Source organism: Clostridium pasteurianum BC1 (genome assembly GCF_000389635.1).
In the GTDB taxonomy this organism is placed as follows: domain Bacteria; phylum Bacillota; class Clostridia; order Clostridiales; family Clostridiaceae; genus Clostridium_I; species Clostridium_I pasteurianum_A.
Map to the genome: position 1 here is coordinate 4,277,336 of NC_021182.1, position 25,421 is coordinate 4,302,756.

At 30.1% G+C, this 25,421-nt stretch carries 23 protein-coding genes and 2 pseudogenes; 10 read left to right on the forward strand and 15 right to left on the reverse strand.

Annotated features, from left to right (window positions below; all coding sequences use genetic code 11):
- Positions 1–36 precede the first annotated feature (36 nt).
- The 3 genes from CLOPA_RS19855 to CLOPA_RS19865 form a co-directional block, all read right to left on the reverse strand.
- Positions 37–1,359 (reverse strand): nitrogenase component 1, encoded by a 1,323-nt coding sequence (locus CLOPA_RS19855; protein WP_015617216.1) that lies wholly within the window; start codon positions 1,357–1,359, stop codon positions 37–39.
- Positions 1,356–2,819 carry a nitrogenase component 1 gene (locus CLOPA_RS19860; RefSeq protein WP_015617217.1) on the reverse strand — a complete coding sequence of 488 codons (1,464 nt, stop codon included), beginning with the start codon at positions 2,817–2,819 and terminating at the stop codon, positions 1,356–1,358. The genes CLOPA_RS19855 and CLOPA_RS19860 overlap by 4 nt, the downstream gene beginning before the upstream one ends.
- Positions 2,820–3,250: 431 nt before the next feature.
- On the reverse strand, positions 3,251–4,210 hold the full coding sequence (locus CLOPA_RS19865) for an NAD(P)-dependent oxidoreductase (RefSeq protein WP_015617218.1): 960 nt from the start codon (positions 4,208–4,210) through the stop codon (positions 3,251–3,253).
- 78 nt (positions 4,211–4,288) lie between these two features.
- Between CLOPA_RS19865 and CLOPA_RS19870 the strand changes: the two genes are divergently transcribed.
- Positions 4,289–4,645: an ABC transporter permease subunit gene (locus CLOPA_RS19870; RefSeq protein ID WP_051115674.1), complete on the forward strand. Its 357-nt coding sequence runs from the start codon at positions 4,289–4,291 to the stop codon at positions 4,643–4,645.
- A gap of 24 nt (positions 4,646–4,669) precedes the next feature.
- Positions 4,670–5,485: a MetQ/NlpA family ABC transporter substrate-binding protein gene (locus CLOPA_RS19875; protein ID WP_015617219.1), complete on the forward strand. Its 816-nt coding sequence runs from the start codon at positions 4,670–4,672 to the stop codon at positions 5,483–5,485.
- Between the two features lie 135 nt (positions 5,486–5,620).
- Here the strand turns inward: CLOPA_RS19875 and CLOPA_RS25690 are convergent, their stop codons facing one another.
- Positions 5,621–5,767, reverse strand: a complete 147-nt coding sequence (locus tag CLOPA_RS25690; protein WP_015617220.1) for a hypothetical protein — start codon at positions 5,765–5,767, stop codon at positions 5,621–5,623.
- 576 nt (positions 5,768–6,343) lie between these two features.
- On the opposite strand from CLOPA_RS25690, the gene CLOPA_RS19880 reads away from it, so the two are divergent.
- The 5 genes and pseudogenes from CLOPA_RS19880 to CLOPA_RS19895 all read left to right on the forward strand — a co-directional run bounded on the left by CLOPA_RS19880 (position 6,344) and on the right by CLOPA_RS19895 (position 9,883).
- On the forward strand, positions 6,344–6,538 hold the full coding sequence (locus tag CLOPA_RS19880; RefSeq protein WP_015617221.1) for an alpha/beta-type small acid-soluble spore protein: 195 nt from the start codon (positions 6,344–6,346) through the stop codon (positions 6,536–6,538).
- A gap of 49 nt (positions 6,539–6,587) precedes the next feature.
- Positions 6,588–6,782, forward strand: a complete 195-nt coding sequence (locus tag CLOPA_RS19885; RefSeq protein WP_015617222.1) for an alpha/beta-type small acid-soluble spore protein — start codon at positions 6,588–6,590, stop codon at positions 6,780–6,782.
- A gap of 258 nt (positions 6,783–7,040) precedes the next feature.
- Positions 7,041–7,151, forward strand: a pseudogene (locus tag CLOPA_RS26885) (glycosyltransferase); the annotation flags it as partial.
- Between the two features lie 247 nt (positions 7,152–7,398).
- Positions 7,399–9,438, forward strand: coding sequence for a glycosyltransferase family 39 protein (locus CLOPA_RS19890; RefSeq protein WP_015617223.1), 2,040 nt, complete (start codon positions 7,399–7,401; stop codon positions 9,436–9,438).
- Between the two features lie 121 nt (positions 9,439–9,559).
- The gene (locus tag CLOPA_RS19895) at positions 9,560–9,883 is read left to right on the forward strand and encodes a cupin domain-containing protein (protein WP_015617224.1); all 324 of its coding nucleotides are present in this window, start codon (positions 9,560–9,562) and stop codon (positions 9,881–9,883) included.
- 233 nt (positions 9,884–10,116) lie between these two features.
- On the opposite strand, the gene CLOPA_RS19900 is transcribed toward CLOPA_RS19895, so the two are convergent.
- The 5 genes from CLOPA_RS19900 to CLOPA_RS19915 form a co-directional block, all read right to left on the reverse strand.
- Positions 10,117–10,413 (reverse strand): hypothetical protein, encoded by a 297-nt coding sequence (locus CLOPA_RS19900; RefSeq protein ID WP_015617225.1) that lies wholly within the window; start codon positions 10,411–10,413, stop codon positions 10,117–10,119.
- A 180-nt stretch (positions 10,414–10,593) separates the two neighbouring features.
- Positions 10,594–11,385 (reverse strand): Cof-type HAD-IIB family hydrolase, encoded by a 792-nt coding sequence (locus CLOPA_RS19905; RefSeq protein WP_015617226.1) that lies wholly within the window; start codon positions 11,383–11,385, stop codon positions 10,594–10,596.
- Between the two features lie 321 nt (positions 11,386–11,706).
- Positions 11,707–12,861 carry a pyridoxal phosphate-dependent aminotransferase gene (locus CLOPA_RS19910; protein WP_015617227.1) on the reverse strand — a complete coding sequence of 385 codons (1,155 nt, stop codon included), beginning with the start codon at positions 12,859–12,861 and terminating at the stop codon, positions 11,707–11,709.
- A 96-nt stretch (positions 12,862–12,957) separates the two neighbouring features.
- A complete protein-coding gene (locus CLOPA_RS25380; RefSeq protein WP_155241950.1) occupies positions 12,958–13,125 on the reverse strand; it encodes a hypothetical protein in 168 nt (55 codons plus the stop codon).
- Between the two features lie 711 nt (positions 13,126–13,836).
- A complete protein-coding gene (locus tag CLOPA_RS19915; protein ID WP_015617228.1) occupies positions 13,837–14,244 on the reverse strand; it encodes a hypothetical protein in 408 nt (135 codons plus the stop codon).
- 597 nt (positions 14,245–14,841) lie between these two features.
- On the opposite strand from CLOPA_RS19915, the gene CLOPA_RS19920 reads away from it, so the two are divergent.
- Positions 14,842–15,246, forward strand: coding sequence for a hypothetical protein (locus tag CLOPA_RS19920; protein ID WP_015617229.1), 405 nt, complete (start codon positions 14,842–14,844; stop codon positions 15,244–15,246).
- Positions 15,247–15,779: 533 nt separating this feature from the next.
- Here the strand turns inward: CLOPA_RS19920 and CLOPA_RS19925 are convergent.
- Entirely contained in the window at positions 15,780–16,631 is an 852-nt protein-coding gene (locus CLOPA_RS19925) for a dimethylarginine dimethylaminohydrolase family protein (protein WP_015617231.1), read from the reverse strand.
- Positions 16,632–16,944: 313 nt separating this feature from the next.
- Here CLOPA_RS19925 and CLOPA_RS19930 point away from each other — a divergent pair, with 313 nt between their 5' ends.
- A complete protein-coding gene (locus CLOPA_RS19930; protein ID WP_015617232.1) occupies positions 16,945–17,313 on the forward strand; it encodes a winged helix-turn-helix transcriptional regulator in 369 nt (122 codons plus the stop codon).
- Positions 17,314–17,466: 153 nt separating this feature from the next.
- On the opposite strand, the gene CLOPA_RS19935 is transcribed toward CLOPA_RS19930, so the two are convergent.
- The gene (locus CLOPA_RS19935) at positions 17,467–18,633 is read right to left on the reverse strand and encodes an iron-containing alcohol dehydrogenase (RefSeq protein WP_015617233.1); all 1,167 of its coding nucleotides are present in this window, start codon (positions 18,631–18,633) and stop codon (positions 17,467–17,469) included.
- A 779-nt stretch (positions 18,634–19,412) separates the two neighbouring features.
- On the opposite strand from CLOPA_RS19935, the gene CLOPA_RS19940 reads away from it, so the two are divergent.
- Positions 19,413–20,789, forward strand: coding sequence for a [FeFe] hydrogenase, group A (locus tag CLOPA_RS19940; protein WP_015617234.1), 1,377 nt, complete (start codon positions 19,413–19,415; stop codon positions 20,787–20,789).
- A gap of 240 nt (positions 20,790–21,029) precedes the next feature.
- On the opposite strand, the gene fsa is transcribed toward CLOPA_RS19940, so the two are convergent.
- From fsa to CLOPA_RS19960, 4 genes and pseudogenes are all read right to left on the reverse strand, one after another.
- The gene (gene fsa, locus CLOPA_RS19945; RefSeq protein ID WP_015617235.1) at positions 21,030–21,674 is read right to left on the reverse strand and encodes a fructose-6-phosphate aldolase; all 645 of its coding nucleotides are present in this window, start codon (positions 21,672–21,674) and stop codon (positions 21,030–21,032) included.
- Positions 21,675–21,873: 199 nt separating this feature from the next.
- Positions 21,874–22,359, reverse strand: a pseudogene (locus tag CLOPA_RS19950) (HAD-IC family P-type ATPase); the annotation flags it as partial.
- Positions 22,360–22,600: 241 nt separating this feature from the next.
- Positions 22,601–24,067: a nitrogenase component 1 gene (locus tag CLOPA_RS19955; RefSeq protein ID WP_015617236.1), complete on the reverse strand. Its 1,467-nt coding sequence runs from the start codon at positions 24,065–24,067 to the stop codon at positions 22,601–22,603.
- 88 nt (positions 24,068–24,155) lie between these two features.
- On the reverse strand, positions 24,156–25,421 hold the full coding sequence (locus CLOPA_RS19960) for a nitrogenase component 1 (RefSeq protein WP_015617237.1): 1,266 nt from the start codon (positions 25,419–25,421) through the stop codon (positions 24,156–24,158).

Below are 25,421 nucleotides of genomic sequence, written 5' to 3' on the forward strand. Positions count from 1 at the left end.
ATATAGAATCTTTATATTATAATTTGTCACTTATAATTAATTATGTCTTGACAAGACTTTATTATAAATATCTTCTATTAAATTTAATCCCCCTGTATATCCTACATAATTACGTTGAAGTATAGTTCTGTCTACTATTGGCAATCCAACGCTTACATTTGTAGCTCCGAGATGTGCTGCAATATCTACATCCCAGGAACTTCCTAAAATTAATGGACTTATATTAATCTGGAACTTAGATAATTCTGAATTAATTATTCCTCCATCTTGAGAAAAGGTTATATCAGAAGATATATTTGGTGCAATATTTTTAAAATATCCTCTAATTTCATCTCTAAATACCTCTGGAACATCTTCAGTTATAAACTGATGTTCAGGCAAGAGTCCCAAATCATTTATTAAAAACCTAGTCATGGCAAGAGAATAGGCTGAATCATTTATAGTAAAAAATCTTTTAGGTAAATTAAATCTAAATTCCACTAAAAAATCTGCTAATCTAGTTAAATAGTGATAGTATTCATTTTCTTCCTTTTTTATCACTTCATCAACTACTTTTTTATCTATACCTGCATAATCAGCCACTTTATTCAAAAATTTTGAAGTTTCAACTGCTCCAATAGGAAGTATTGGATAATGTAAATACGGTGTATTAAACTTTTTCTCCAAAAGCTTGACAGTTTTTATACCTATCCAAGGAGAAATTACAATATTAAATTCAGCCTTTGGTATAAGGTTTATAGCTTCAATACCTCCACCATTATATCCAAATAATATGTTTGCCTTAAGTCCTATACTTTCAAGCAATCTTTTTATTTCTTTTAGATCCCCTTCCCAAAATGGGTCATGAATGGGAACTGATGCAAAAACATTTACAAGCCCCGGTATTTTTTCTTCATCAGCTTTTAAATATTGATTTATTATAGCCTCAAGGACAAGTTCATGTCCCTTATAGGCGTCGCCTTTAAATCCTGCTGTTTCTGCATATACTATAGGTATATCTTGTCTTTGAAAATCTCTAACCACATTTCCTATATCGTCTCCTATTATATCAGAGGTACATCCCGTAAGAACTACAAATAAATCGCCATCCATTATCTTTAAAGTACTCTCTATAAGCTTTTTAAGTTTACTTTCTGCTCCAAATACTACATCTTTTTCTAACATATTGCTGCAGGGAATAGCATCTCCTCCAGCATATCTTGTACCTTGATAACCTCCACAGGTGGACATTGCTGCTGATAACTTTGAACTACATCCTGGTCCTGCATGCAAAATAGGTATAGCTCTTTCTATAGCTACAACAGTTTGCTGTGCACCAAGAGCACAAAAATGTCTTGGTTCTTGAATTAATTCACTCATTTTTTTCTTCCCTCCATAAACTTAAATGTTTCCTGCTGTAACCACCAATCAGTATAAGGAAGTTTATTATGGGAAGCTATACCTTTAACAAAGGAAGTATTGCTAATTGTATCTAAAATTAGCTCTCCATAATTTATCAATCCCTGATATCCAACTCCATAATGTTCATCCAAAGATAAAAATGATGGTATTCCTAGTTTTGTAGCCCATATTGTACCCGTATGTCTACCTATATATATATCCGGCTTATACTTATACAGCATACTAACTAATTCATAGGATTGCTTATTGCAAACAGAAAGTTTAAAATTTCCATAATGCTCTACATCATTTCTTAAAGTATCAGATTTCTTATCAAAATTATCAAATATGGGATCATGATGCCAGGTAGAGACCCCTACAAGATCCATACCAAGTTCTTTCACAATGGCCACTATGCTATGAGCATAAGCTGAACCTGCACCTATAAAAACTTTTTTCCCTGACAGTTTTTTTCTAAGTTCTGCTATTTGGAAAGCTGTCCTGTTTTTTTCTTCTTCTATAAGTTCTTCAACCTCATCCTCTTTATGAACTATTTTACCAAGTTCTCTAATCCATGCATTAAAACCGGCTGCTCCATAAGGCCCTGGAGCTTTAACTTCAGGTACTCCAAAATATTTTTCCAACCCTGCAGCTAAATATGTTCCCAAAGTAGAACATATTTGCAGTGTAGCAGCGGCTTCTGAAATATGGCTAAGCTGTTCTATAGTAGTAAAAGGAACAATATAATTAACTTTAAGTCCAATTTTCCCAAGAAGTGGTGAAAATACATCTGTGCCATGAAAATTAATTATATTTACTACATCGGACTTTTTTTCTCTTGCAGGTTTAACTATTTTTCTCAAAATCCCATGATAAGAAGCATCAAATCCTGTAGCCCAAATTCTTGAACGAAAACCTTCACAATATATGGGAACTACAGGTATGCCAATTTCCTTTTCAATTTTATCCGTTACACTTTCAATATCATCCCCAATTATTGCAGAGACACAGGTAGTAGTTACAAATATAGCTTTGGGATTAAACCTATTTTTTGCCTCTCTTATGGCATTTTCAAGTTTATTTAAGCCCCCATATATAGTATCTTTTTCAGTTAAATTTGTATTTATATATTGTACATTGCATACCGGTATATTTCTCGCTTTTCTCCCTGATCTATTTACTAAATTACGTCTTGGTATATCACCACTACAACCTGCTGGACCATGTTCTACAATTGCAGCATCCTGAATACAGGATAATTGATTCATAACTTGATCCGCACTACAGGTTGTACATTGAGTAAAAGACCTATCACGATTACATAAAGTTTTATTGTCATAACTCTCACATAAATCAGAAGCAGTACCTTCATAGCCATTAATTGAATTAAGTCTCTTCTCCCTTATTTCAACTGAAGATTTTTCTATATTGACTCCCATATTTTTCCCCCTTAATATTCTAAAATTTTACCCTTACAAAATTTCAATACATAAAATTTCAAAGCTTGTAATTATTAACGCACACATTTTTTACATGACCTAATTAACTGTATAGAATTTAAACTTATATTTTCAACAAAAAAAGACCATGTTTCACTCTATTCATCTCAATAGTAGTGAACATGGTCTCTAGTTTTTCTAGTTGACCGTTCTTAAATTATATTCAAAATATTTGCATTAATACTAAAATTATTATAATTTTACTTTTACAATTTGTCAAATTATATTATAATAACTCCCAAAATATATTTATCCTATATTGGGCAAGTAATCCTTATAAGCTTTGATATCACTAGATTTTTCTGTAAAAATTTATCAAATGTTTGCCAAATTACTTTTCACAATTTTAGATTACTAAATAAAAGTTTTCTTTATATATCAAAATTTACTACATTAATTGCTTTATTATCTATAAAAGACTCTATATTTTCACCTAAAAGATCAATAAGTCTTTGCCTTGATTCAACGCATTTGCATCCTATATGTGGAGTTAAAATAACATTGTCCATACAAAACAGTGGATTATCAAAAGCTGGCGGTTCCGGATACTGAACATCTAGTGCAGCTCCTGCAATTTCTTTACTTTTAAGTGCTTCAATTAAATCTGTTTCCTTTATCATAGCCCCTCTTGCTGTATTTATAATAAATGCAGAAGACTTCATAAGTTTTAGCTTATTACTATCTATAAGGTATTTCGTATCTTCAGTAAGTGCACAATGAAGCGTTACAAAATCACTTTTTTCAAGCAATTCATCTAAAGAAACAAACTCTACATTATCAATAGCTTTTACACTCCTATTGTGTACTAGTATCTTCATTCCTAAGCTTAGCGCAGTTTTTATTACACGTTGTCCTATAGCCCCTGCTCCAATTACTCCTAAAGTTTTTCCATTTATCTCAAAATGCGGCACTTGTAAATCTTTACTAAAATTATCGAAATTGTTTTGTTTAAGCATAACCTGTTGTTTAGAAAGTGATGAACTTAAATTTAATATAAAAGCTATAACAAGCTGTGCTACAGCATCAGTACTATATCCTGGAACATTACATACAGATATATTCTTATCTCTAGCAGCCTTTATATCTATGTTATTATAGCCTGTACCAGCTTCACAGATAAGTTCTACAGAAGATGGAAATTTAGCTATCAGTTCTCCACTAAGAGGAAGTTCTTTAGTTACCACTATATTTTGTCCCTTAACTCTTTCTAAAATTTCACTTTCAGCACTAGTATCATATTGGGTAATCTTAGTAAAGCTATTTAACTTAGAAAAATCAATATTATTATCAAAATTTAACTTTTTAGAATTCAAAAATACTGTACTCTTCATTTTTACACTCCTAACATAGTAAAATATTTTAATTCAAGTATAATCCTCATATAAATTGCTGTCAAAAGTTTTGTATATATGTTAAGAGAGGTTTATTTATCTATCACTGTTGAAAGAGGAAAGATTGAAGCAGCTCTTTCTATGGGCGCAAATCAGTTTCAAATAGTGTCTAAAGTAATTGTACCAGAAGCACTACCATCACTAATAAGAGGATTTACGTTAGGTCTTATTTCAATAATTGGAGCAACTGCAGTGGCTGGTGCAACAGGTGCAGGCGGGCTTGGTGATTTAGCCATTAGATTTGGTTATCAGAGATATAGAACTGATGTATTATTCAGTACAGTTGTTATAATTGTTCTATTGGTACAGGGAGTTCAACTTTTAGGAGACTTCTCAGCAAGGCAAGTTAATAAAAAAAGATATAAATTTGAATAACAAGAATTTAAGGGGGTAATTTTCATGAAATTTAAAAAAATACTATTTGCATCAATTATGTCAGGAGTACTATTGCTAGGAGGTTGTGGTACTAAAAGTGCTGATAAAACATCAACCTCTTCAAAGGAAGTAACAATAAAGATAATGGCAAGCGTCACACCACACACAGAAATACTTGAACATATTAAACCTGTATTAAAAAAGGAAGGTATAAATCTTCAAATTATATCTAGTGATGAGCAGGCTAACGAATCTGTTAGAGATAAGATAGTAGATGCCAACTATGACCAGCACTTACCTTATCTTCGATCTGTTGCTAAAGAAATACACTTTGATTATTCAGTATTATGTGCTGTTGACGTAGAACCAATAGGTTTTTATTCAAAGAAAATAAAGTCAATAGACGAACTTAAAAATGAAGCAAAAATCTTAATTACTAACGATCCTTCCAATGAATACCGTATGCTAGTACTGCTTCAAAGTAAAGGACTTATAAAATTAAAAGATGGCATTAGTGATTTTAAAGCTACACCAAAAGATATTGTTGATAATCCTAAAAATTTAAAATTTATTGAAGTAGATCCAGGATTGCTTACAAGAAATCTTCCGGAAGTTGATGGAGCTATAATCAATACAAATAGGGTATTAGAAGCTGGTATAGATCCAAAAACAGCTTTATTTAGAGAAGATGCTAAATCACCTTATGCCAATTTAGTTGTAGTAAGAAAAGTTGATGAAAAAAGACCTGAACTTCAAAAACTTAAAGCAGCATTACTTACAGATGATGTAAGAAAATTTATAAATGAAAAATATGGTGTTGCTGTGGTTCCAGTTTTTTAGAGTGCTAAAGTAAAACTTTAACTATTTTGCAATATTAAAAAAATCCTCAATAGGAATTTAAATTTCTACTGAGGATTTTTATAATTATATTGTTCGCTCTCCTCTTAGGACAAATCCTATTACAGCAGCCCATCATCAGATAAAGTATGAACTTCCTATTGCAATGGCAAATAAAATTAATATAATACCTACGTTCTTTATTTTATTTTTTTGTTTTTTCTTTCCTAATATGAAAATAACAATTCCTAAAATTAACATCACAATTATTGAAATACGCTCCATACAACAATTCCCCTTCATGATATATTTTAAAATACTATAAACAGAGTTCTTGGCATCAGGTGGAGTCTTTGTTTACGACCTCTGATACTTAGAAATCGTTATCCAGGGACGTAGCCACTCTTTACTCCCACTTTACGAAAAGCAGAGAACAAAAATTTTTGATTTTGCGTGAATCGCTTTTACAGAGTGCGGTGGGAGTATTAGAGTGGACAGTCATCGGATAAATGTTTAGTTACACAAATAATACAATAAATTTTACTATTATTCAATTTTTATTATCAATAAATCTTATTTAGATTAATTATCCAAGGATGCACAGATATTATCCTATCTTTAGAAAAAACAAGCAAAATAAAATTTATTTTATTTTGCTTGGCTTTTTCCTCTGTGTAATTTTCTATTAGAAAGGCTAGTCTATTGTAAAAATTTTCTATATATAAATTACAATATAAAATAATTGATTACTTAATTAGAAATTATTGTTTTTTATATCTTCTAATTCCAACTTGTCCTATAATTACATAGAATAAGTTTATCAAAACCACATAATATAATATCAGAAAGGAGATGTTAATTATGGCAACCAGAAATAAAATTTTAGTTCCTGAAGCAAAAGAAGCTTTAAACCGCTTTAAAATGGAAGCTGCTACCGAAGTTGGAACTCCTTTAACTAATGGTTACAATGGAGACCTTACTTCAAGACAGAATGGTTCTGTTGGCGGACAAATGGTTAAAAAAATAATTGAAAATTATGAAAACACTATAAAGTAAATTTTTTAAAATTTTATATAATATAACATAAAAAAGGAGATGTTTAATCATGGCAAGTAGAAATAGAGTTTTAGTTCCTGAAGCAAGAGAAGCTTTAGATAGATTTAAATTAGAGGCTGCTAAAGAAGTTGGGACTCCTTTAACTAACGGTTATAATGGTGATCTTACTTCAAGACAGAACGGTTCTGTCGGCGGACAAATGGTTAAAAAAATAGTTGAAGATTATGAAAACCATTTGAAATAATTAAATCAGGTATCTGAAAATAACTATCATATTGATTGGTTATTTATTTCAAAATGCTTCATCATAAAAGTATAGTATATAATTTTTAGTTAAGACACACAGCTTATACATCTGTGTGTCTTTCTCTATTGCCATTAAGACATACTTGCTAAATTAGTAAAATAACAATTATAAAAAAAGTTAATTAATTTGACATATTATTGTAACTTAATTTTACTATAGTGTGAATAGATACCATTTAAAAATGAGGTGAGTAAAATGTACAATAGAATAATTTATTCTGCAATAGTACCATTATATAATGAAGAACTTGTTATTGATGAGAGTTATAAAAGATTAACAAAAGTAATGGACTCTATTAAAGAAAATATATAGTCACACATAATTTTTAAGCTTTAGTTTAATTTTATCAATTAACTTTATTATATTTGGATCAATGTTAACAGCTATAGGAATTATGGGACAATACATAGGAAGAATTTTTGATGAAGACAAAGCCAGGCCCAACTACATAATTTTAAGTATGATAAATTTTAAGAAAGATGATAAAAAAATATGAGATTTATAGTCAATATAATTACTAAATTATGGGTATTTAAGTAAGGAGGACATTCGTTTGGAAAAAAGAGTGAAATTTAAAAGAAGCACTTTGGGAATATTACTAATTTTAATTTTGTCTATAGTATTAAATTTTGTTAATTTAAGTATAGAAGGATATGCTAATACTTTTTATGCTGCTGGTGTAAAAAGCATGATGATGAATCTTAAAAATTTCTTTTTCGCATCCTTTGACCCCTCTGGATTTGTGACTATTGATAAACCACCTTTTGGTTTTTGGCTTCAGACCATATCTGCAAAAATATTTGGTTTTAGTGGTTGGAGTATAATACTCCCTCAAGCTGTTGCTGGAGTATTATCAGTACTACTTATATATTATATTATAAAAAAATATTTTGGTACCTTAGCAGGATTAATTTCAGCTCTATGTCTTGCATTAACTCCAATAACTGTAGCAGCAGGCAGAAACAATACCATAGATAATTTACTTCTCATAACTTCATTATTAGCATGCTTAGCTATTCTCAAAGCTAGTGAAAATGGTAAATTTAAATTTCTTGTATTAAGCATGATCTCTATAGGTATAGGCTTTAATATAAAAATGGTGGAAGCATACATGGTAACACCTGCAGTATACATAACTTATTTTCTATCTTCCACCATAACCTTTAAAAAGAAAATTAGGCACCTCTTTTTAGGCACAATTATCCTTTTAGTAATATCCCTTTCCTGGGCAATAATTGTAGATTTAGTACCTACAAATAACAGGCCCTTTATAGGCAGCAGTACAAATAACACCGTTATGGAACTTATAGTTGGTCATAATGGCTTGCAAAGAGTAGGTTTAGATACAAGAATTAATGGAAATAGTAACAAATCTCAAAGATCAATAAGAAATATATCAGATAATGGAAATGGATTTAATAGAATGACGCCTGAAAATGATCAGTCTAATAATAGATCAAATGGATATATGCAAAGTCAATACGGCGGTATGAGGAATTCTTCCAATCCAGGCATTGTTAGATTATTTTCTAACAATAACATGTCAGATCAAATAGGTTGGCTTCTTGCCTTTGCCATAATAGGAGCTTTAGCTATAATACTAAATAGAGCTTTTAGATTTCCTTTTGATAGTGAACAAAAATTATCATTAATCTTATGGGTTGTATGGCTATTAACTGAGTTTGTATATTTTAGCTTTGTAAAAAATATAACTCATACCTATTATTTAACAACCATGGCACCATCTATTGCTGCCCTAGTTGGAATTGGATTATCCTCTATGTGGAAATTCTATAAAAAGCATAAATGGAATTCTTGGTTTTTACCAATAGCATTTATTATCAACGCCATTGCTGAAATACGTATTTTATCCTATAACTATAGTAGGTCAGATGGATACAAAATTATAATCCTAATAACAGCAGTTTTAAGTATTATATCCTTCATAATATTAGTAATAACTAACATTTTGGCATATAAAAACAGGATAGCCTATAAGAAATCTTTATTAATAAGTAAACTGGCAGTTTCTATAGCTTTTATAGCTATTCTAATTGCTCCTACAGTTTGGTCCTTTACTCCTATATTTTATAAAATGAATGGCAGCAGTCCCTCTGCTGGCTTAGAACTTGCATATAATAGTCAAGGCAGGAATTCAGGTGCTACCAATGATTCAAAACTTATAAATTTTTTAGAAACTAACAAAACAAATGAAAAATATCTTGTAGCAGTTCCGTCTGCTATGTCCTATGGTTCAGATTTAATACTCGAAACTGGTGAACCAATAATGACTATTGGAGGATTTAGCGGATCTGATAAAATAATTAGCATAGATAAATTTAAACAACTAGTTGATACTGGTACCATAAGATATGCTATGGTAAATTCAGGTTCAGGTATAGGTATGGGTTCCTATGGATTTATGGGAAGTAACTCAAATAATGATTTAATGAATTGGATTGCACAAAATGGAAAAATCGTACCTAAAGGTGAATGGGAAAACTCCAATAATTCACAATATGGAAATTCCAATAATTTTTTTGGCAGATCAAATTCTGTTGAATTATATGACTTAAAATACTATAAAAAGTAACTCTAAATATACTTATTAAAATTTATGATATAATTATTTATATATGAAATTTAGACATTTTCAAATGGATAATAGTAAATATACTAATCTATTTCCATATGTCTTAAGGAGGATGGAAAAAATGATAATAATAAATAAAGAAATACCAGCAAAGGACTTAGGCGAAGGCTTTGGCAGAAAATTATTAGCAAGCGGTGGAAATATGATGGCTGCTGAAATGATAATAAAAAAAGGAGCAGTTGGAGCTTATCACAGTCACCCTCATGAACAGATAAGCTATGTTGTATCTGGTTCCATTGAAGCTACAATTGGAGGAGAAAAATATATTTTGAATACTGGAGATTCCTACTATGCAAAACCTAATTTGCCTCATGGAGCAACGGCATTAGAGGATTCAGTTTTACTTGAAATATTTAGCCCTCAAAGAGAAGATTTCTTGAAATAAATAATAATTAGTTGCTTTACATAAACAATATTTTCATTAAAATATTGGCTTCTATAGTATAATTATTAACTGCCTAAAAAGATATTTTATATACAGAATCTATAGTTTTAAAGATACTATGAGATTTAAAAATTAAAATCCCATAGTGTCTTTATTTTTAAAAGAACTTTCTCAACACGCCCTTTTACAGTAGCCCTTGCCCTTTTACAGTACTACTTTCAAGGTTTTCATAATTAATCTTCAAAAATAAATTTATCTATATCAATATCTTTACTATTTTCAGGCACATTAGTTTCACTTGGGTGTACAAAAATCAATAAATTATTTTTCTCATCTACTGTAACTTCTTCAATTTCATATTTAACATAAAAAATGATATCATCTTGTTTTTTATATCTAACAAAACCATCCGCACTTTTTATATTATTAATTAATTCATCATTCTTAATTTCCTTTATTTGATCTTCTTGAATTAAAAAAGCTGAATTTTGTGAGTTATATGTATAATTTACTATGTTATTATTTAGCATTTCATCTCTCCTCCTTACACATTGATATATTATAACACTGTTGAAGAAGTTATAATACATGGAACTTACAAATCTAACTTATTTGATTACGTGAATAATTCTTTTACCTATTAAATTATCATAAAAGAGAATTAAATATTACAAATAGTTTGCTTACATTGTCTATTGAATTAAAGTTTACTATATAATTCCATAGTGCTTTAGTGCATATTCAATTCCGTCTTCTTCTATATCTTTTGTAACAAAGGATACAGAATCAAATAAAACTGGAGTACTATTACCCATGGCAATGCTATTGCCAACATATTTAAGCATTGGTAAATCATTAGTACTATCTCCAATAGCATAACAGTTATTTAAAGGTATATTAAAATGTTTTTGTAGATATTGAATTCCCGTTGCTTTTGAATATCCTTTAGGCACAATTTCTCCAAAGCCCTTTCCTCTATCAATGTAATCATATCCCTTAGTTATATAGGAATAAAAGCTTTTATAATCACTGTTTTCATCTATCCAAACTACAAATTTATCAAATGCAATATTAGGGTCGTCCCAAGATCTTGATACATCGAAGCCTCTTGCACCAAATTCATCCTTTAGAACAGCAATATAGCCTGTAGAAGGTTCTGTATGATCAAAAAATATATCATTTAATCCCTCAAAAAGTGCCTGAACTTTATATTGACGAAGTTTTTTTACAATATCAACACAATCTTCATGTGTTATAGATCTATGCAAAAGTACCTTGTCCTCATGATTAATATAAGTTCCACATCCGCAGATATAACCATCAAAACCTATGCTGCGTATATCTTCAGTTACATTAAAATAAGTTCTGCCAGTATTGATAAAAGCTAAGTTTCCATTTTCGCGAACCTTTTTTATTGCATTTATAGTACTTTCAGGACATATGTGAGTTCCTTCAGTTACTATAGTTCCATCAATATCAAAAAATATCATTTTTTTGTCCATATGAGCCATTCCCCTTTAAAATCTTAATATTAATAGTAAAGAAATACATCACTAAAGATTAATCTTTTAGCCATAACCTATAATATAAATTATATTAATATTATATCATATGAGCCTATTTCCATATATGTTTAAATTTCAAAATAAATACTTTTAGTATTCAAGATATAAATGTAAAAATAATACTTTAACAGTAAAATTAAAAAATAAGTTGATTTACATCTCTGCATGTCAACTTGCACATGGTAAATAACAAGTCAAAGATACCCCATATATATTGACTTGTTATTTATTTTCATATGCCTTATTTCCATATATATTTTAATTTATAGCCACGTCAATTCTTTCAAAAGCCTCCTTAAGCTTTTCAATGCCAACAACACAGGCTATTCTCACATATCCCTCTCCGCTCTCTCCAAAGGAAGTTCCTGGTATCACAATAACATTAGTTTCTGTAGCTATAAAATTTGAAAATTTTTTTGAGTTCATACCAGTATTTTTTATATTGACAAAATGATATATTCCTCCCTTAGGCGGGAGCACACTTAGTCCATTTATTTTATTAATTTTCTCATAGGAGTAAAACATTCTTTTTTTAAATTCATCTATAATTTCAGTTTGCACCTGTTTTCCCATTGTCAAAGCATATAAAGCTGCTCTCTGCGAAATGGAAGGTGCTGTGTAGCATATATTTTCATTGATATTTTTTATGCAATCTATTAAGAAATCCGGAGCAATAACATAACCAATTCTCCAACCTGACATAGCATAACCTTTAGAAAAACTTCCAATAGTTATTGTTCTCCTTTTCATCCCCGGTATAGAAGCAATGGGACAAAACTTCTCTGTATAGATAAAGCTATCATAAACTTCATCTGATATTACTATCAAATCATTTTCTATAACTACTTCTGCTATTTTCTCAAGCAATTTTCTGTCAAAAAAAGCTCCTGTGGGATTATTAGGAGAATTTAAGATTATAGCTTTTGTTTTTTTAGTTATTATTGATTTCAACTTATCTATATTAATATTAAAATTATCCTCTTCCACTGTTTTTAAAATAACAGCTTTACCGCCAACCAATTTTATTTGTTCTTTATAAGGTGTAAAATAGGGCTCATGAATTATTACCTCATCACCTTCATCTATAATTGCCTGCAAAACCAGATAAGTTCCATGGCAGGCACCTACTACTGCCATTACTTCTTTCTCTGTGAAATTATAATTGTACTCATTAGAGTACAATTTTATTATCTCATTGATAAATTCAGTATCTCCCGTAGGCTCTGCATACTTGGTATGACCATTTATGGCATCATGAAAAGCCTTTTCAATTATAATCTTAGGAGTTATAAAATCTGGAACACCTATGCTTAAATTTATTATTTCTTTATCCTGCTTTAAAACTGGTAATGAATCAAACATAACAGTATTTACATTATTATAATATTTTTTTGAAATAAATCTACTCTCCACAATGTATCACCTTTCTTTATAGTGCTTTCAACTTTCTTCTTTCATTACAATATCTTCTTCTGCTACACTAGGAGCTTCATCATTTTTTTATATACCTTAATCATTTAAAAATTTATCCACTGTTGACAAAATCAATTTTGGCAGAATATCAAATGAATAAGGTTTGTATACTCTTTCTGTCCACTTATGTGCATCCTTACCATAGCATCCATAGTTAATTGCAGGTATATTTAAATTTTTTATTATATTATTTTCAGATTCCATTTTACTTTCTAGAGTATTATGAGGCTTATTTTCTTTTCACCTTGTGTACCATTAATACTTGGTATATTCACCAATTCTAATGTCAATTTTTCTATATAGCTAAATAAATCATTCAAACTAAAATCACCTCTCAAAAGGTACTTTTATCTGCATGCAATCTTATTGAAAAGCAACAACCATACTGTACCCACCCTCAGTTAGATGAATTATCCTCTTACCTTATTTTATTTATTACAATTTACTATTGTTAACATTTATTCCATGAAATTTTACAGATTTTAAAACTGAATTTATAATTAATTTAAAAATAATAAAACACTAGGAAATTCAATTTGATGAACTTCCTAGTACTTTTTAATTATGAAAGTTTAGTTATAAATCTTACACACAAAATACCTTTTAAGACAAGCTTTTTTCCAATTATACATATAAATCTATTAATTTATATTCTTTCTAATGTTTCTGATTTTTGAATAGACCTGCCAGATACATGATATATGGATTTAAGTTATATTCTTTCTAATGGGGTATATACAATAGTGAAAACCACACATAACTAAGAGTAATAAGTGTATCAATGTTAAAAAATCAGTTAATTTAAAATTTTAATAAATGGATATAATATAAAAAAAGTAACTAAAGTTTCGACTAATTTTTGACGTCAAAAACAGAAAAGGAGTAACTATATAAGCTACTCCTTTTTTTGATCTGCTATTTTTTGTGTCTGAATTTTAATTTATCATATAAATCTAAGAATTCTTTATTATTAAAAATACCTTTTAATTTTTCTTCATTAGTTTCGGCAAAAGCCTTGATATCTTCTGTCAATTCATCGGCAGCTTTATTTGCCCTAGCTTGATATTTTTTTAGTAAATGCTCATCACCTGTTGTACTAGCTATTTTTTCATCCACTATAGCACAAAATGCATCTAATAACTTATTATTATTTATATAATTGTCAAGTAAATTATCTTCATATGATATATTGCCTGCTGTTATTGAAAGAAATTTATAGCCATATCTTACAGCATTTTCTCCAGTTATAATATTTTTATCTAATAACTCTAAAATTGTTTTTCGAAATTTACTAATTTTATTTTTAGTTTTTTCTTTGCTCATTTAAATCACCCCTCTAAATTTCCATAACAATTTCCATAGCAACAAATATTTGTAGCTTATTTATATGGCTATTCTTAGAATTTACGCTTTTATTTTTATAATTCTACAAAAAACGAAAAAGTCCTCTAAAAAAAGAAAGTTTTTAATTGTATAAAACTCTAACATATATAAATACTATAAATTGATTTACTTTTCCAATTAATTTTTCTCTCAAGGTACACTTTCGGGTGTGCCTTTCTATTTAAATATTGTTGCAACTAAATAACTGTAGTATAATGTTCTAAACTGATTTTTTAACTCCATTCAAGAGATGTGCCTTTATGATGTATCTTTTTTTATTTTGTAAAATGTGGGAATACTTTTTAATCCAAGGTATAATTAGTACATGCATTAATACGGACTTGTAAGAAAAAGTGAAGCAAATGTTATTTATATAATTGGAGGATACACTGAGCTTATTTATGTTTATTGCTGTTATGAAAAGTTAAATGATGTGGACAATACGAAGAAAAATTTCTAGTCTACAGTGTGCTTTTCTTTTATTAAAGTTAATGCATGATAGGAATTAAATTAATCCAAATAAGAAAGGAGAAAATTATGAATTTGAATATAGAGAAAAATGAATTTGATTCAGAATTTAGTAATGTAAAGTATATGTCAGAAGACAATATAGTATTTCTTACATGGAAAAAATTCTGCTGCTATGATGACTATAGAAATCCAACAACATTTGCTTTGGAATTGCTTAAGAAATACCCCAATAGTAATTTTGTTGTAGATGCAAGAAACGGATTTGAAGATGAAAAAGGAGATACAGAATGGGGATTTTCTGTATTGCTTCCAGCTATGTCAAATACAGATTGTAAAAATGTTGTGTTCATCATGAATGAAGTAAATGAAATACAAGAAGAGATGGACATGTGGACGAAAGAATTCATGAAGTATTTTACGGTGAAGAAAGTTAAATGTTATGAAGATGCAGTCAAGTTTATAGTGGGATAATGAACATAATGTGAAGATAAATTACTTTGCTATCTTCTAATAGGACAAATTAAATATTATAAAAATAACACTTAGAGATTGGATACATTCTAAAAAATAAAGCCTAGAGCATTACACCCTAGACTTTATCCTGTATTAAGAATTATTCATTAGCATTACCCTGTATTCCTTGTATATTCCCAGTCCAGCTATATTGTATAGCTGCATAACCTTTTGTATCTGTTGGGTTTCTTGAAGTGGTCTTAATAGGTATCATAAGATCATATCCTTTCTTATTTTTTACTTAAAATAAAAATGGAGACTGTGACAAATATGCCAAGCCCCCACATTATTACTGTAATAAATGTATCCATTTTCTTTATTAAATTTACTAATAATGGTATAATACATTTTTAATTGGTTACAATAATTAGCAAATAGTATAAATTACTATTGTAAATATTTTTGCAACGATTCTATTAGTATAACCTAATTCACCACTTTAAAAGGGCAGTTATTAGCTGCCCTTTTATTTTTCAATACTTCCCATATTTTTATATTCTTTCTAATGGGAAGGTCATACAATGTGGACCTCCTCCATTTTTAAGAATTTCACTTAACTCCAATTCTATTACATTGATTCCATAAGTTCTAAGTTTATTGTTTACTTCCCTATTAGATTTAAGAGATATTACTCTTCCATTTCCTAGTGCCTGTAAATTGCAATGCAGTTTAAAAACTTCTTCTTGAGTAATATCAATTAAAGAAAATTTTCTTTCTTCTAAAATATTAATAAAACTATCAGGCAAAGCCTGCTTGCATACTACAGCTAACTTATCCTCTACAATATTAAAGCACATATCTAAATGAAGATTTTCTTTTGGACACTTTACAGGTATTATATTATAACCAAATTTACTAATTTGTTCTCTTATATCCTGTATTCCAGTTTCGTCAGTTCTTGCAACAACTCCTATTGCTAAAGTATTATCATCTAAAAACCAAAAGTCTCCACCTTCAAAAAAGCCTTTTGTAACTTTAGCAACGCAGGGAACCCCTAATTCCTCCAGCTTTTTTCTATAAGCTTCTGTCTCTTCTCGTCTAATAGGTTCCTTAAATTTTCCAAGGATATATCCTTCTCTTATACAAGCTCCAAAATCCCTTGCAAATACTTCATTAGTCATATTTTTATCCGGCTCCATTAAAGCCACTTCCACTCGGTTTTCTTCATAAGCTTCTATTAAGTCTTTATGTTCTCTAATACAATTTTTTATACTTAACTCATTATTTTCTTTAATCCATTTTTCTGCTATAACATTGATTGGCTGAAGTTTCATATAGTCAGAAGGACATAGTAACACCTTTTTCAGTATACCTGTTGAGTTTTTAACAAAGCATTTATTCATTTCAATTTCCCTCGCTATTAATTTAATTATATGAAATAAATTTATCTATATATTAATATATTACTATAGCACATTTTTTTATATACTTTTTAATTTAAATTTATTTATATCTCCGTATTCATTTATAAAATTTTAATGCAGAAGTTAGCTTTTGAAATTTAATTAATTATAATACACAAAAATTTAATAATCATTACTAAATGTCTATAAAAAATAAATTCATAGATATGAAATTTAATGATATAATTCTAGTTAGAGCATATATTATTAATACTTTTATTGAATTTTTGAAATGTTAAAGGGAAGTGAAAATATGCCAAAAGATAGATTAAATAAAATCAGCTGTAGCAATTATAAAAGTGAAGTTGAAGTTACATTAGAAGTTTTAAGTGGAAAATGGAAAGTACTTATTCTTTTGAATCTCAGTGAGCACAAAGTTATCAGATTTAATGAATTTAAGAGATTAATTCCAGATATAACTCAAAAAATGTTATCACAACAATTAAGAGATCTAAATGAGAATGGATTAGTCAATAAAACTATCTATAATCAAGTTCCTCCTATGGTTGAATATTCACTTACTAAAATAGGAACAGATTTGATTCCCATATTAAAATCAATGGATAAATGGGGAAAACGTTTCGTAAATAATTTTACGCATTTACATGATATATCAAGTTGAATTTTTTCAATATAAAAAGGATAGTCTTTAAAATAACTATAAGAGTCATTTTAAGCCACCCATTCATAAGATATACTAATATATAATCAGTTTTAATTTTTTATATAAACAGACTTGTTAGATTCAAAGGGAGTTTTTTACTCCCATTAAATTTTAGAAGTTAACTGCTGTTCCATAATAAGCAGCTTCAAATAATTCTTTCATTTCCTTTGCAGATATTTCTCTTGGATTTGTACCTGTACACGGATCCTTTACTGCCGCCTTAGAGATTTCATCTAGATTATCCTTAAAGTTTTCTTCTGATATACCATATTCTTTTAAAGTTATAGGCATATTCATAGAGGCACTAAGATCTTTAACTAATTGAATTAGTGATTGAACTAGTGCATCTGTTGTTTCCCCTTTTAGCCCCAATCTTTTGGCTATATCAGCATAAGATTCTCCGGCTTTTTTAGCATTAAATTTTATAACAAGTGGTAAATATATTCCATTTAAACGTCCATGAGGAACATTGAATATTTTTCCTGATTTGTGAGCCATAGAATGAACAATTCCAAGTATTGCATTAGAAAATGCCATACCAGCTAAACACTGAGCTATATGCATGTCTTTTCTGGATTGCTTTTCTCCATTAAATGAATTAACCACATTGTTCACAATCATTTCTATTGATTTTATAGCTAGACCATCAGTTATTGGATTTCTAGCTTTTGAAACATAAGCCTCAAAGGCATGAGTTAAAGCATCCATTCCAGTGTTGGCAATTAGTGCTTTAGGCATGCTTTGGACTAAATCAGTATCAACTATAGCAACATCTGGGGTTAAATTATAATCAGCTATTGGATACTTAATTCCTGTTTCATTATCAGTTATTACTGAAAATGAAGTGACTTCTGAACCTGTACCACTGGTAGTTGGTATAGCTATAAATTTTGCCTTTTTTCTAAGCTCTGGTAAGCTAAATGGTTTAGAAGCATCTTCAAATGTAAGCTCTGGATATTCATAAAATATCCACATTGCCTTAGCAGCGTCTATTGGTGAGCCGCCCCCAATACCAATTATTAAATCTGGATTGAATTCTGACATTTTTTCAACACCTTTTTTAATAGTGGCAACTGAAGGATCATTCTCAACACCTGAAAATACTTCCGTATCAACATCAGCTTCTTTTAATAGCTGCTGTATTTTGTGGACTGTTCCATCCTTTATTAGTCTCTGAGATCCAATAACCAGTATAGCTTTGGTTCCCTTTACTGATTTTAAATACTCTATAGCATTATCTCCAAAATAAACATCTCTTGGTATAGTAAATCTATTCATTTTACTTATTTCCCCCTTTTACTAATACCCTTTTAGGCATTAATTTTGTATTGTTAACACAAGTATTAGTATAAGCTTCTTAATTTATAAAAAAAAGAAGTTACTTTTTGGTAGGAAAGTTTCAAAAAGGTAGGAAATATGGCATTCCCTTTGATGTGAGAAAAATTTAAATTTTATTCATGAAAAGAGATCACATTATATTTTCCTAGATTAATAAATCATCTATGAAAGGATCAATAGCTTTTATGATAATAAAAATTAACTAAATTCCATTGTAATACATAAAAATCAATTGCAAAATAGCCTGTCCCAAAAGTAACAAATACTCATTAAATTTGAGAAGGCTTCATTAGTTTATTAGAAATCAGATTTTAATAATTATTTATAATAGCAGAGTAGTTAAAAAGCTGTCTCACAATGCATAAATATGTATTGTGAGACAGCTCCTTTCAAAGTAAAACTTGTTAAAAACCTATCCAAATATTCTTTTAACATTCGGTTTTGCCTTAAGTATATTATTCCTTTTTATAAACTATGCCTTCATGTAAGTTAAGTGCTACTGCTTACACTTGTCCTACAATAGAATCCACGTCTTCTTTAATTGTCATATTTAAAAAATTCTTTACATATAGTTTTAAAGGCATTAAAAACTCTTTTTGTAAATACAAAATTTTACATAAAATATAAATTCATACTTGTAATTAATTAAAAATTATGCAAATATTATTATAGAATAATAAAATATCCAATAAAAATATTTAAGGAGGACAGATAATCTAATGAATAGTAAACACCAATTTACAGATATCAGAGTTCCCATTGAAAAGGATAATCCATCAATTATGAGACATGAAGAGCTTTGTGTTAAATGTAAAATATGTAAAAAAGTCTGTACTGAGGAGATTTCTGTATATGGTCATTATGACCTAGAGAAAACAGGAGATAAAGCTATCTGCATTTATTGTGGTCAGTGTGCTAATGTTTGCCCTGTTTACTCAATTACAGAAGTTTCCAATGTTCAACAAGTAAAAGATGCAATTAATGATCCTGACAAAATAGTTATATTTCAGACTTCTCCTTCCGTACGCGTATCACTTGGAGAAGCCTTTGGCATGGAGCCAGGAACTTATGTTGAAGACAAAATGGTTACTGTCTTAAAAAATCTTGGGGCCGATTATGTTTTTGACACTACCTTCGGAGCAGATTTAACCATAACTGAAGAAGCTTCAGAACTAGTTCAGAGAATTACAAGCGGTAAAAACCCTTTGCCTCAATTTACAAGCTGCTGTCCAGCCTGGGTAGAATTTGTGGAAATATATTATCCTGAACTTATAAACAATTTATCATCATCTAAAAGCCCTATACTTATGCAGGGTCCAACTATAAAAACTTATTTTGCAAAAAAAGCAGGTATAGATCCAAAAAAAATTGTGAATGTTGCTGTAACACCTTGTACTGCAAAAAAATATGAAATCACTCGCGCTGAAAAAAATGATTCTGGTAAATATTACAATGATGAAACCATGCGTGATATGGACTATGTTATTACTGTAAGAGAGTTATCAAACTGGATTAAGGAAAGCAATATAGACTTTAAAGCTCTTCAAGGAGCAGAATTTGATTCTCTATTATCAAGAGGTTCAGGTGGCGGTATAATCTTTGGAATTACAGGTGGAGTTATGGAATCGGCTATTAGGACAGCCTACTATTATATAACTAAGAAAAATCCACCAAAGAATTTATATAATCTGGAAGCTGTAGGTAATATGGATGGCATCAGAGAGGCACAGGTTACAATTGGTGATTATACTATTAACATTGCCATTGTACATGGAACAGCTAATGCAAGGAAGCTTATTGAAAAAGTAAAAAGTGGAGAAAAGAAATATGATTTTGTTGAAGTTATGACTTGCCGCGGAGGCTGCATTGGTGGTGGTGGACAGCCTAAAGTTAAAATTCCTATGGCAGATAAGGTTCGCCAAAAGAGGATTGCAGGACTTTATAACAAGGACCAAAGTGTTACACAGAGACTTGCTCATGAAAATCCTGATATAATAAAAGTATATGATGAATTTTTTGAAAAACCATTAAGTCCATTAGCTGAAGAACTATTACATACTGTATATAGTTCAAAAAAACATATTTTAGGTGAGTAAATTATTTTTTCTTACTTTTAGAATTTAACTTCTAGTCCATGCTGATCATTTTTATGATTTTACTTCCTGATTACTAGATAACTAAGTTAAACAAAAGCTTAACGTGGTTTATCCAATTATACAAAAACATTCATTTTCTTAAGAACTTCAATTTGTACTTATGTTTTTCCAAAGGCAAATAATTCTACAATAACAGCTTCGGCTGCTATTGTAGAATTATTTATAGCTTTAATTATATTTTTACTTTTCCATACCTTCATAATCTTTTAAAAATTTTTCTATTCCTGCGTCTGTAAGCGGATGTTTTATCATTTGAATTATTACTTTATATGGTATTGTGGCTATATTAGATCCCGCCTTAGCACACTCTAACACATGCATTGGATGTCTTACGCTGGCTGAAATGATTTCTACGTCTATGTTATGAAGCTTAAATATTTCTGAAATGTCCTCAATTAAATTAATTCCTTTGTTTCCTATATCATCCAACCTTCCCAAGAATGGACTTACATAGCTGGCCCCAGCTCTTGCCGCAAGCAGTGCCTGTAGTGCAGAAAAAATCAGTGTAACATTTGTCTTTATACCTTCTTTATGCAGAATATTAACAGCCTTTAATCCCTCTTCACACATTGGAATCTTTACTATCATATTCTTATGGATTTTAGCTATTTCACGAGCTTCTTTTACCATACCCTTACATTCCATTGAAATAACTTCTCCACTTATTGGACCATCTACTATTTCAGTTATTTCCTTTATTACTTCATTAAAGTCTCTTCCCTCTTTTGCTATAAGAGAAGGATTTGTTGTTACACCACATATTACCCCTAATTGGCTAGCCTTTCTTATTTCGTCAACATTTGCCGTATCTACGAAAATCTTCATTATTCATTCTCCTTTGCATGGTAATTCATAAAACCTATATAATTTTTACCAATAAATATCAATTTTTAAATTATTTACATAAATTATTCACTTATAAATAGATATAACCTTATTTATATTATCAACTAATTTCCAATCGTCTATATGATTATACCTGATATTCTGTGATTATACTAATCTTATCATTAATTTAAATCCCCTACTCTTTCCATTTTAATAGCAAAGATGAATTTACAATAACTGCAACTGATCCAACATTATGTACTAATGCACCTACAATAGGATTTAAAACACCTGTAATAGCCAATATTATAGCTATAAAATTAAGCCCCATGGAAAGTATTAAATTCAATCTGATAGTTTTCATTGTCTTTTTTGATAAACTTAATAAATGTGGAATGCAATTTATATCATCATTTACCAGTGCAATATCTGCTGCATCAACAGCAATATCGCTTCCTATGCCACCCATGGCAACACCAACATATGCCTTTTTAAGTGCAGGAGCATCATTAATTCCATCTCCCACCATGCAAACCAACTGATCTCTATTTTGATATTCATCAACTGCAGACATTTTGTCCTCTGGCAAACAATCTGTTTTCACATCTACTATACCAACAGCCTTAGCAATATGTGAAGCAGCCTTATTATTATCACCTGTTAGTAATATGCTATTAACATCTCCAATCAAATATTAAATAACTACTATTATATCTATAGATTATATAAATAGCTGTATCTTGTCAATGTTTTGTCCTATTGCTTGCAATTGCCTTACTATCTGCCATTATAATTTTCACAGTAAAAATGTATTTGGTGAGTAAAAAGACAACTCTTTGCGTAACTAAATACACAAAGAGTTGTCAATAATTAACTTGCTTTTCCACTATTCTTTAATACATTTATTTTTCTCATAAAATTTTTTATTTTGCCTCACTCTTTAAAAATGATGAATTATCCTGATTATACCACCAATCAGTGTAAGGAAGCTTAACTCTTGCTGCCAGGTTTTTCTCAAAGCTTCTGTTCTGTATGGTATCCAATACAGTATATGCAAAATCTAAAGTTCCCTTATAACCAAAAATCATATATTCATCATTAACACACAAAGCAGATACTCCCTGTTTTATTGCCCAAACAGTAGTTCCACCATGTCTTGAAAAATATATATCAGGCTTATAAGTATTTAGTATATTTAAAATCTCATAATTTTGCTGGTCTGCTACACTAATTTTAAAATTGTAAGGTGAATTTTCCTCCAAATATTTAAGTGGAACTGGAATATCATCATTATCATGTTTTTTATCATGGTGCCAGGAAGCTGCCCATACCACTTCTATGTCAAGTTCCTGAAGCACACGAGCTACTTCATAAGTATATCCTGGTCCTATTCCAATTACTGCCCTATAGCCCTTGAGCTTTTTCTTAACCTCCTCTATTTTAGGTAAATATATTGCTCTCTCCCTTTCAATAAAGGCTTCAACTTCCTTTTGTTTATTAATAACTTTTCCTATTTCTCTTAACCAAATTTCGAAGCCCGCAATTCCAAGAGGATTTATTGTTTTCACATAAGGGACCCCATATTTTTGTTCCAAACCATTCCCCAGGTATGTGCCTAGTACTCCGCATATACTTACTGTTGCTAAAGCTTCAGATAAATGTGAAAGCTCCTCAACTGTAGAATTCACATAAAAGAAAAAAGGTTCTACTCCAAATTCAGAAAATATCTTTATTATTTGATCTCTTTCACTTTCAAAGAAATTTTTAAAATTAATTATATTTTTCTTCTTTACTGGTGGTTTTACAATACTAGAAAGTACAGCATGATCTGCGGCATCAAAACCAGTTGCCCATATTCTTGACCTAAAACCTTCACAGTGAACAGCAGCAATAGGCACAGGTATTTCCTTTTTTAAATCCTCAACCACACTATCAACATCTTCGCCTATAATTCCAGTTAAGCATGAAGTCCCTATAAAAATTGCTTTAGGTTTATATCTTTTATAAGTTTCTATAACTATTTCTTTAAGACTGCCCGCAGCTCCAAATACTGTATCCCCTTCACGCATATCAGTTCCTACAAATACCGTTGCATTTGTAATTCCTCTTTTTCTAGCTAACTGTGAGTTAATTATATTTGTGTCAGAAGCTACTGCAGTACACCCTGAAGGTGCATGATTTATTATTGCCACATCTCTTATTAATGAAAGAGTTCCCAATGCGCAACCAGCATTACAGGAACTTGACTGACTAAAGCACCTATCTTTATTTTTTAAGCTTCCACACCTTGATTGCTTAACCAAATCATGAAGATCTCCCGTATAACCAGTAACAGAACCTAGCCTGTTTTCTCTTGTTGGCACAGCTGATAATTTAAAATTAATTGGCATTTTATCTCCCCCTAAACATCAATTAAATCATATTGAATAACTCCATTCAGGAACTATTCTTTTTAAAAACTGCCTAGTCCTATAAGCTTTAATAATTATTATAAAAATCCTCAAGAAAGGTTAGGCATCCCCTATACCCAGCATAAGCTTTATTGAGAATAAGAGAATCCGTTGAAGGAGCAGAAACAGTTACAGTAAATATATCAAGTTCACTTCCTATTTCCTTTTCAAAGCTGCTTCCAAGTATTAAGGTTGCCTCTTCCTGTAGCCCTCTTATAAGTTCGCTTATCTTCCACTTGTCATTTTCGTAGACGATTTTGGGTTTCCTCGCATATTCAAGATTTAAGAGTTCTTTTTCAATCCCATCTCTGTAAACTTCAGGAATACTATCCGTTATTATTGAAAGAAGTGGTACCTGTCCATAGTCATTTACTAAGAACCTACTTAAACCTAATACAGTATTTACATCTCCTACAATTACAAAGCGATATCTTGTAATCATTGCATTTATATCTTCAAAATAGCTAAATACATAATCCTCCTCTTCCTTGATTACATTCTCAATCAAGCTTTTATCTATAACAATATGTTCAGATAATTTTCTTATAAAATCTGAAGTTGCTGTAGGTCCTATAGGAAGACCAGCATATCTAAAAGTATCAACTCCAAACCTTTCCTTATATATTTGAGAAGTTTTTTCTAAAAGCCATGGTGAAAATATTATATTTAATTCAGCAGCTGAAGATTTTTTTATAGTATCTATGCCTTGATGCCCTGTAAAAAAAGTATTTACCTTTAGTCCAAGGCTTTTTAATATTCTTGTTATTTCCTCAATATTTCCCTTCCAGGTTATATCCTGAGATGGAACTATACCAAAAAGGTTAACTAATTTTTCTTCCTTTACTGACTCTTCAGCAAACTGATCTACCAATTCAGTAAAAACAGCTTCATATCTATAATAGGAATCTCCCTTAAAGCCAGATGTCTCCACATAGGCTATAGGTACGTTTTTCTCCTTAAACTTTTGAACTACACTCTCCACATCATCCCCTATGATACCTGAAGTGCATCCTGTAAATACAAGATAAAGTTCACCTTCCATCACCTCTAAGCTGCCTTCTATAGTCTCTTTAAGTCTCTTAAGTCCTCCAAAAACAACTTCCCTTTCAAACATATTGGAACTTGGACAACCAATTCCTCCACCTAAATATCCGCTTTTCACTCCTATTGAAGCCTGTAATCCACAACCTGGACCTGCATGAAGGATAGAAATAGTTTTATTCAGACTAGATGCAACAGCTAACGCTCCATTAAGCGCACAAGAAGCTCTTGGATTTTCTAAATAATTGCTCAT

What these genes read in the sequence shown, in the direction of transcription:
- CLOPA_RS19885 (WP_015617222.1), top strand. Translation starts at nt 6,588, where the DNA reads ATGGCAAGTAGAAATAGAGTTTTAGTTCCTGAAGCAAGAGAAGCTTTA.
- CLOPA_RS19925 (WP_015617231.1), bottom strand. Translation starts at nt 16,631, where the DNA reads ATGAATAAATGCTTTGTTAAAAACTCAACAGGTATACTGAAAAAGGTG.
- CLOPA_RS19870 (WP_051115674.1), top strand. Translation starts at nt 4,289, where the DNA reads ATGTTAAGAGAGGTTTATTTATCTATCACTGTTGAAAGAGGAAAGATT.
- CLOPA_RS19900 (WP_015617225.1), bottom strand. Translation starts at nt 10,413, where the DNA reads ATGCTAAATAATAACATAGTAAATTATACATATAACTCACAAAATTCA.
- CLOPA_RS19895 (WP_015617224.1), top strand. Translation starts at nt 9,560, where the DNA reads ATGATAATAATAAATAAAGAAATACCAGCAAAGGACTTAGGCGAAGGC.
- CLOPA_RS19855 (WP_015617216.1), bottom strand. Translation starts at nt 1,359, where the DNA reads ATGAGTGAATTAATTCAAGAACCAAGACATTTTTGTGCTCTTGGTGCA.
- CLOPA_RS19905 (WP_015617226.1), bottom strand. Translation starts at nt 11,385, where the DNA reads ATGGACAAAAAAATGATATTTTTTGATATTGATGGAACTATAGTAACT.
- CLOPA_RS19860 (WP_015617217.1), bottom strand. Translation starts at nt 2,819, where the DNA reads ATGGGAGTCAATATAGAAAAATCTTCAGTTGAAATAAGGGAGAAGAGA.
- CLOPA_RS19880 (WP_015617221.1), top strand. Translation starts at nt 6,344, where the DNA reads ATGGCAACCAGAAATAAAATTTTAGTTCCTGAAGCAAAAGAAGCTTTA.
- CLOPA_RS19915 (WP_015617228.1), bottom strand. Translation starts at nt 14,244, where the DNA reads ATGAGCAAAGAAAAAACTAAAAATAAAATTAGTAAATTTCGAAAAACA.
- CLOPA_RS19875 (WP_015617219.1), top strand. Translation starts at nt 4,670, where the DNA reads ATGAAATTTAAAAAAATACTATTTGCATCAATTATGTCAGGAGTACTA.
- CLOPA_RS19960 (WP_015617237.1), bottom strand. Translation starts at nt 25,421, where the DNA reads ATGAGCAATTATTTAGAAAATCCAAGAGCTTCTTGTGCGCTTAATGGA.
- CLOPA_RS19940 (WP_015617234.1), top strand. Translation starts at nt 19,413, where the DNA reads ATGAATAGTAAACACCAATTTACAGATATCAGAGTTCCCATTGAAAAG.
- fsa (WP_015617235.1), bottom strand. Translation starts at nt 21,674, where the DNA reads ATGAAGATTTTCGTAGATACGGCAAATGTTGACGAAATAAGAAAGGCT.
- CLOPA_RS19920 (WP_015617229.1), top strand. Translation starts at nt 14,842, where the DNA reads ATGAATTTGAATATAGAGAAAAATGAATTTGATTCAGAATTTAGTAAT.
- CLOPA_RS19930 (WP_015617232.1), top strand. Translation starts at nt 16,945, where the DNA reads ATGCCAAAAGATAGATTAAATAAAATCAGCTGTAGCAATTATAAAAGT.
- CLOPA_RS25690 (WP_015617220.1), bottom strand. Translation starts at nt 5,767, where the DNA reads ATGGAGCGTATTTCAATAATTGTGATGTTAATTTTAGGAATTGTTATT.
- CLOPA_RS19865 (WP_015617218.1), bottom strand. Translation starts at nt 4,210, where the DNA reads ATGAAGAGTACAGTATTTTTGAATTCTAAAAAGTTAAATTTTGATAAT.
- CLOPA_RS19955 (WP_015617236.1), bottom strand. Translation starts at nt 24,067, where the DNA reads ATGCCAATTAATTTTAAATTATCAGCTGTGCCAACAAGAGAAAACAGG.
- CLOPA_RS19935 (WP_015617233.1), bottom strand. Translation starts at nt 18,633, where the DNA reads ATGAATAGATTTACTATACCAAGAGATGTTTATTTTGGAGATAATGCT.
- CLOPA_RS25380 (WP_155241950.1), bottom strand. Translation starts at nt 13,125, where the DNA reads ATGGAATCTGAAAATAATATAATAAAAAATTTAAATATACCTGCAATT.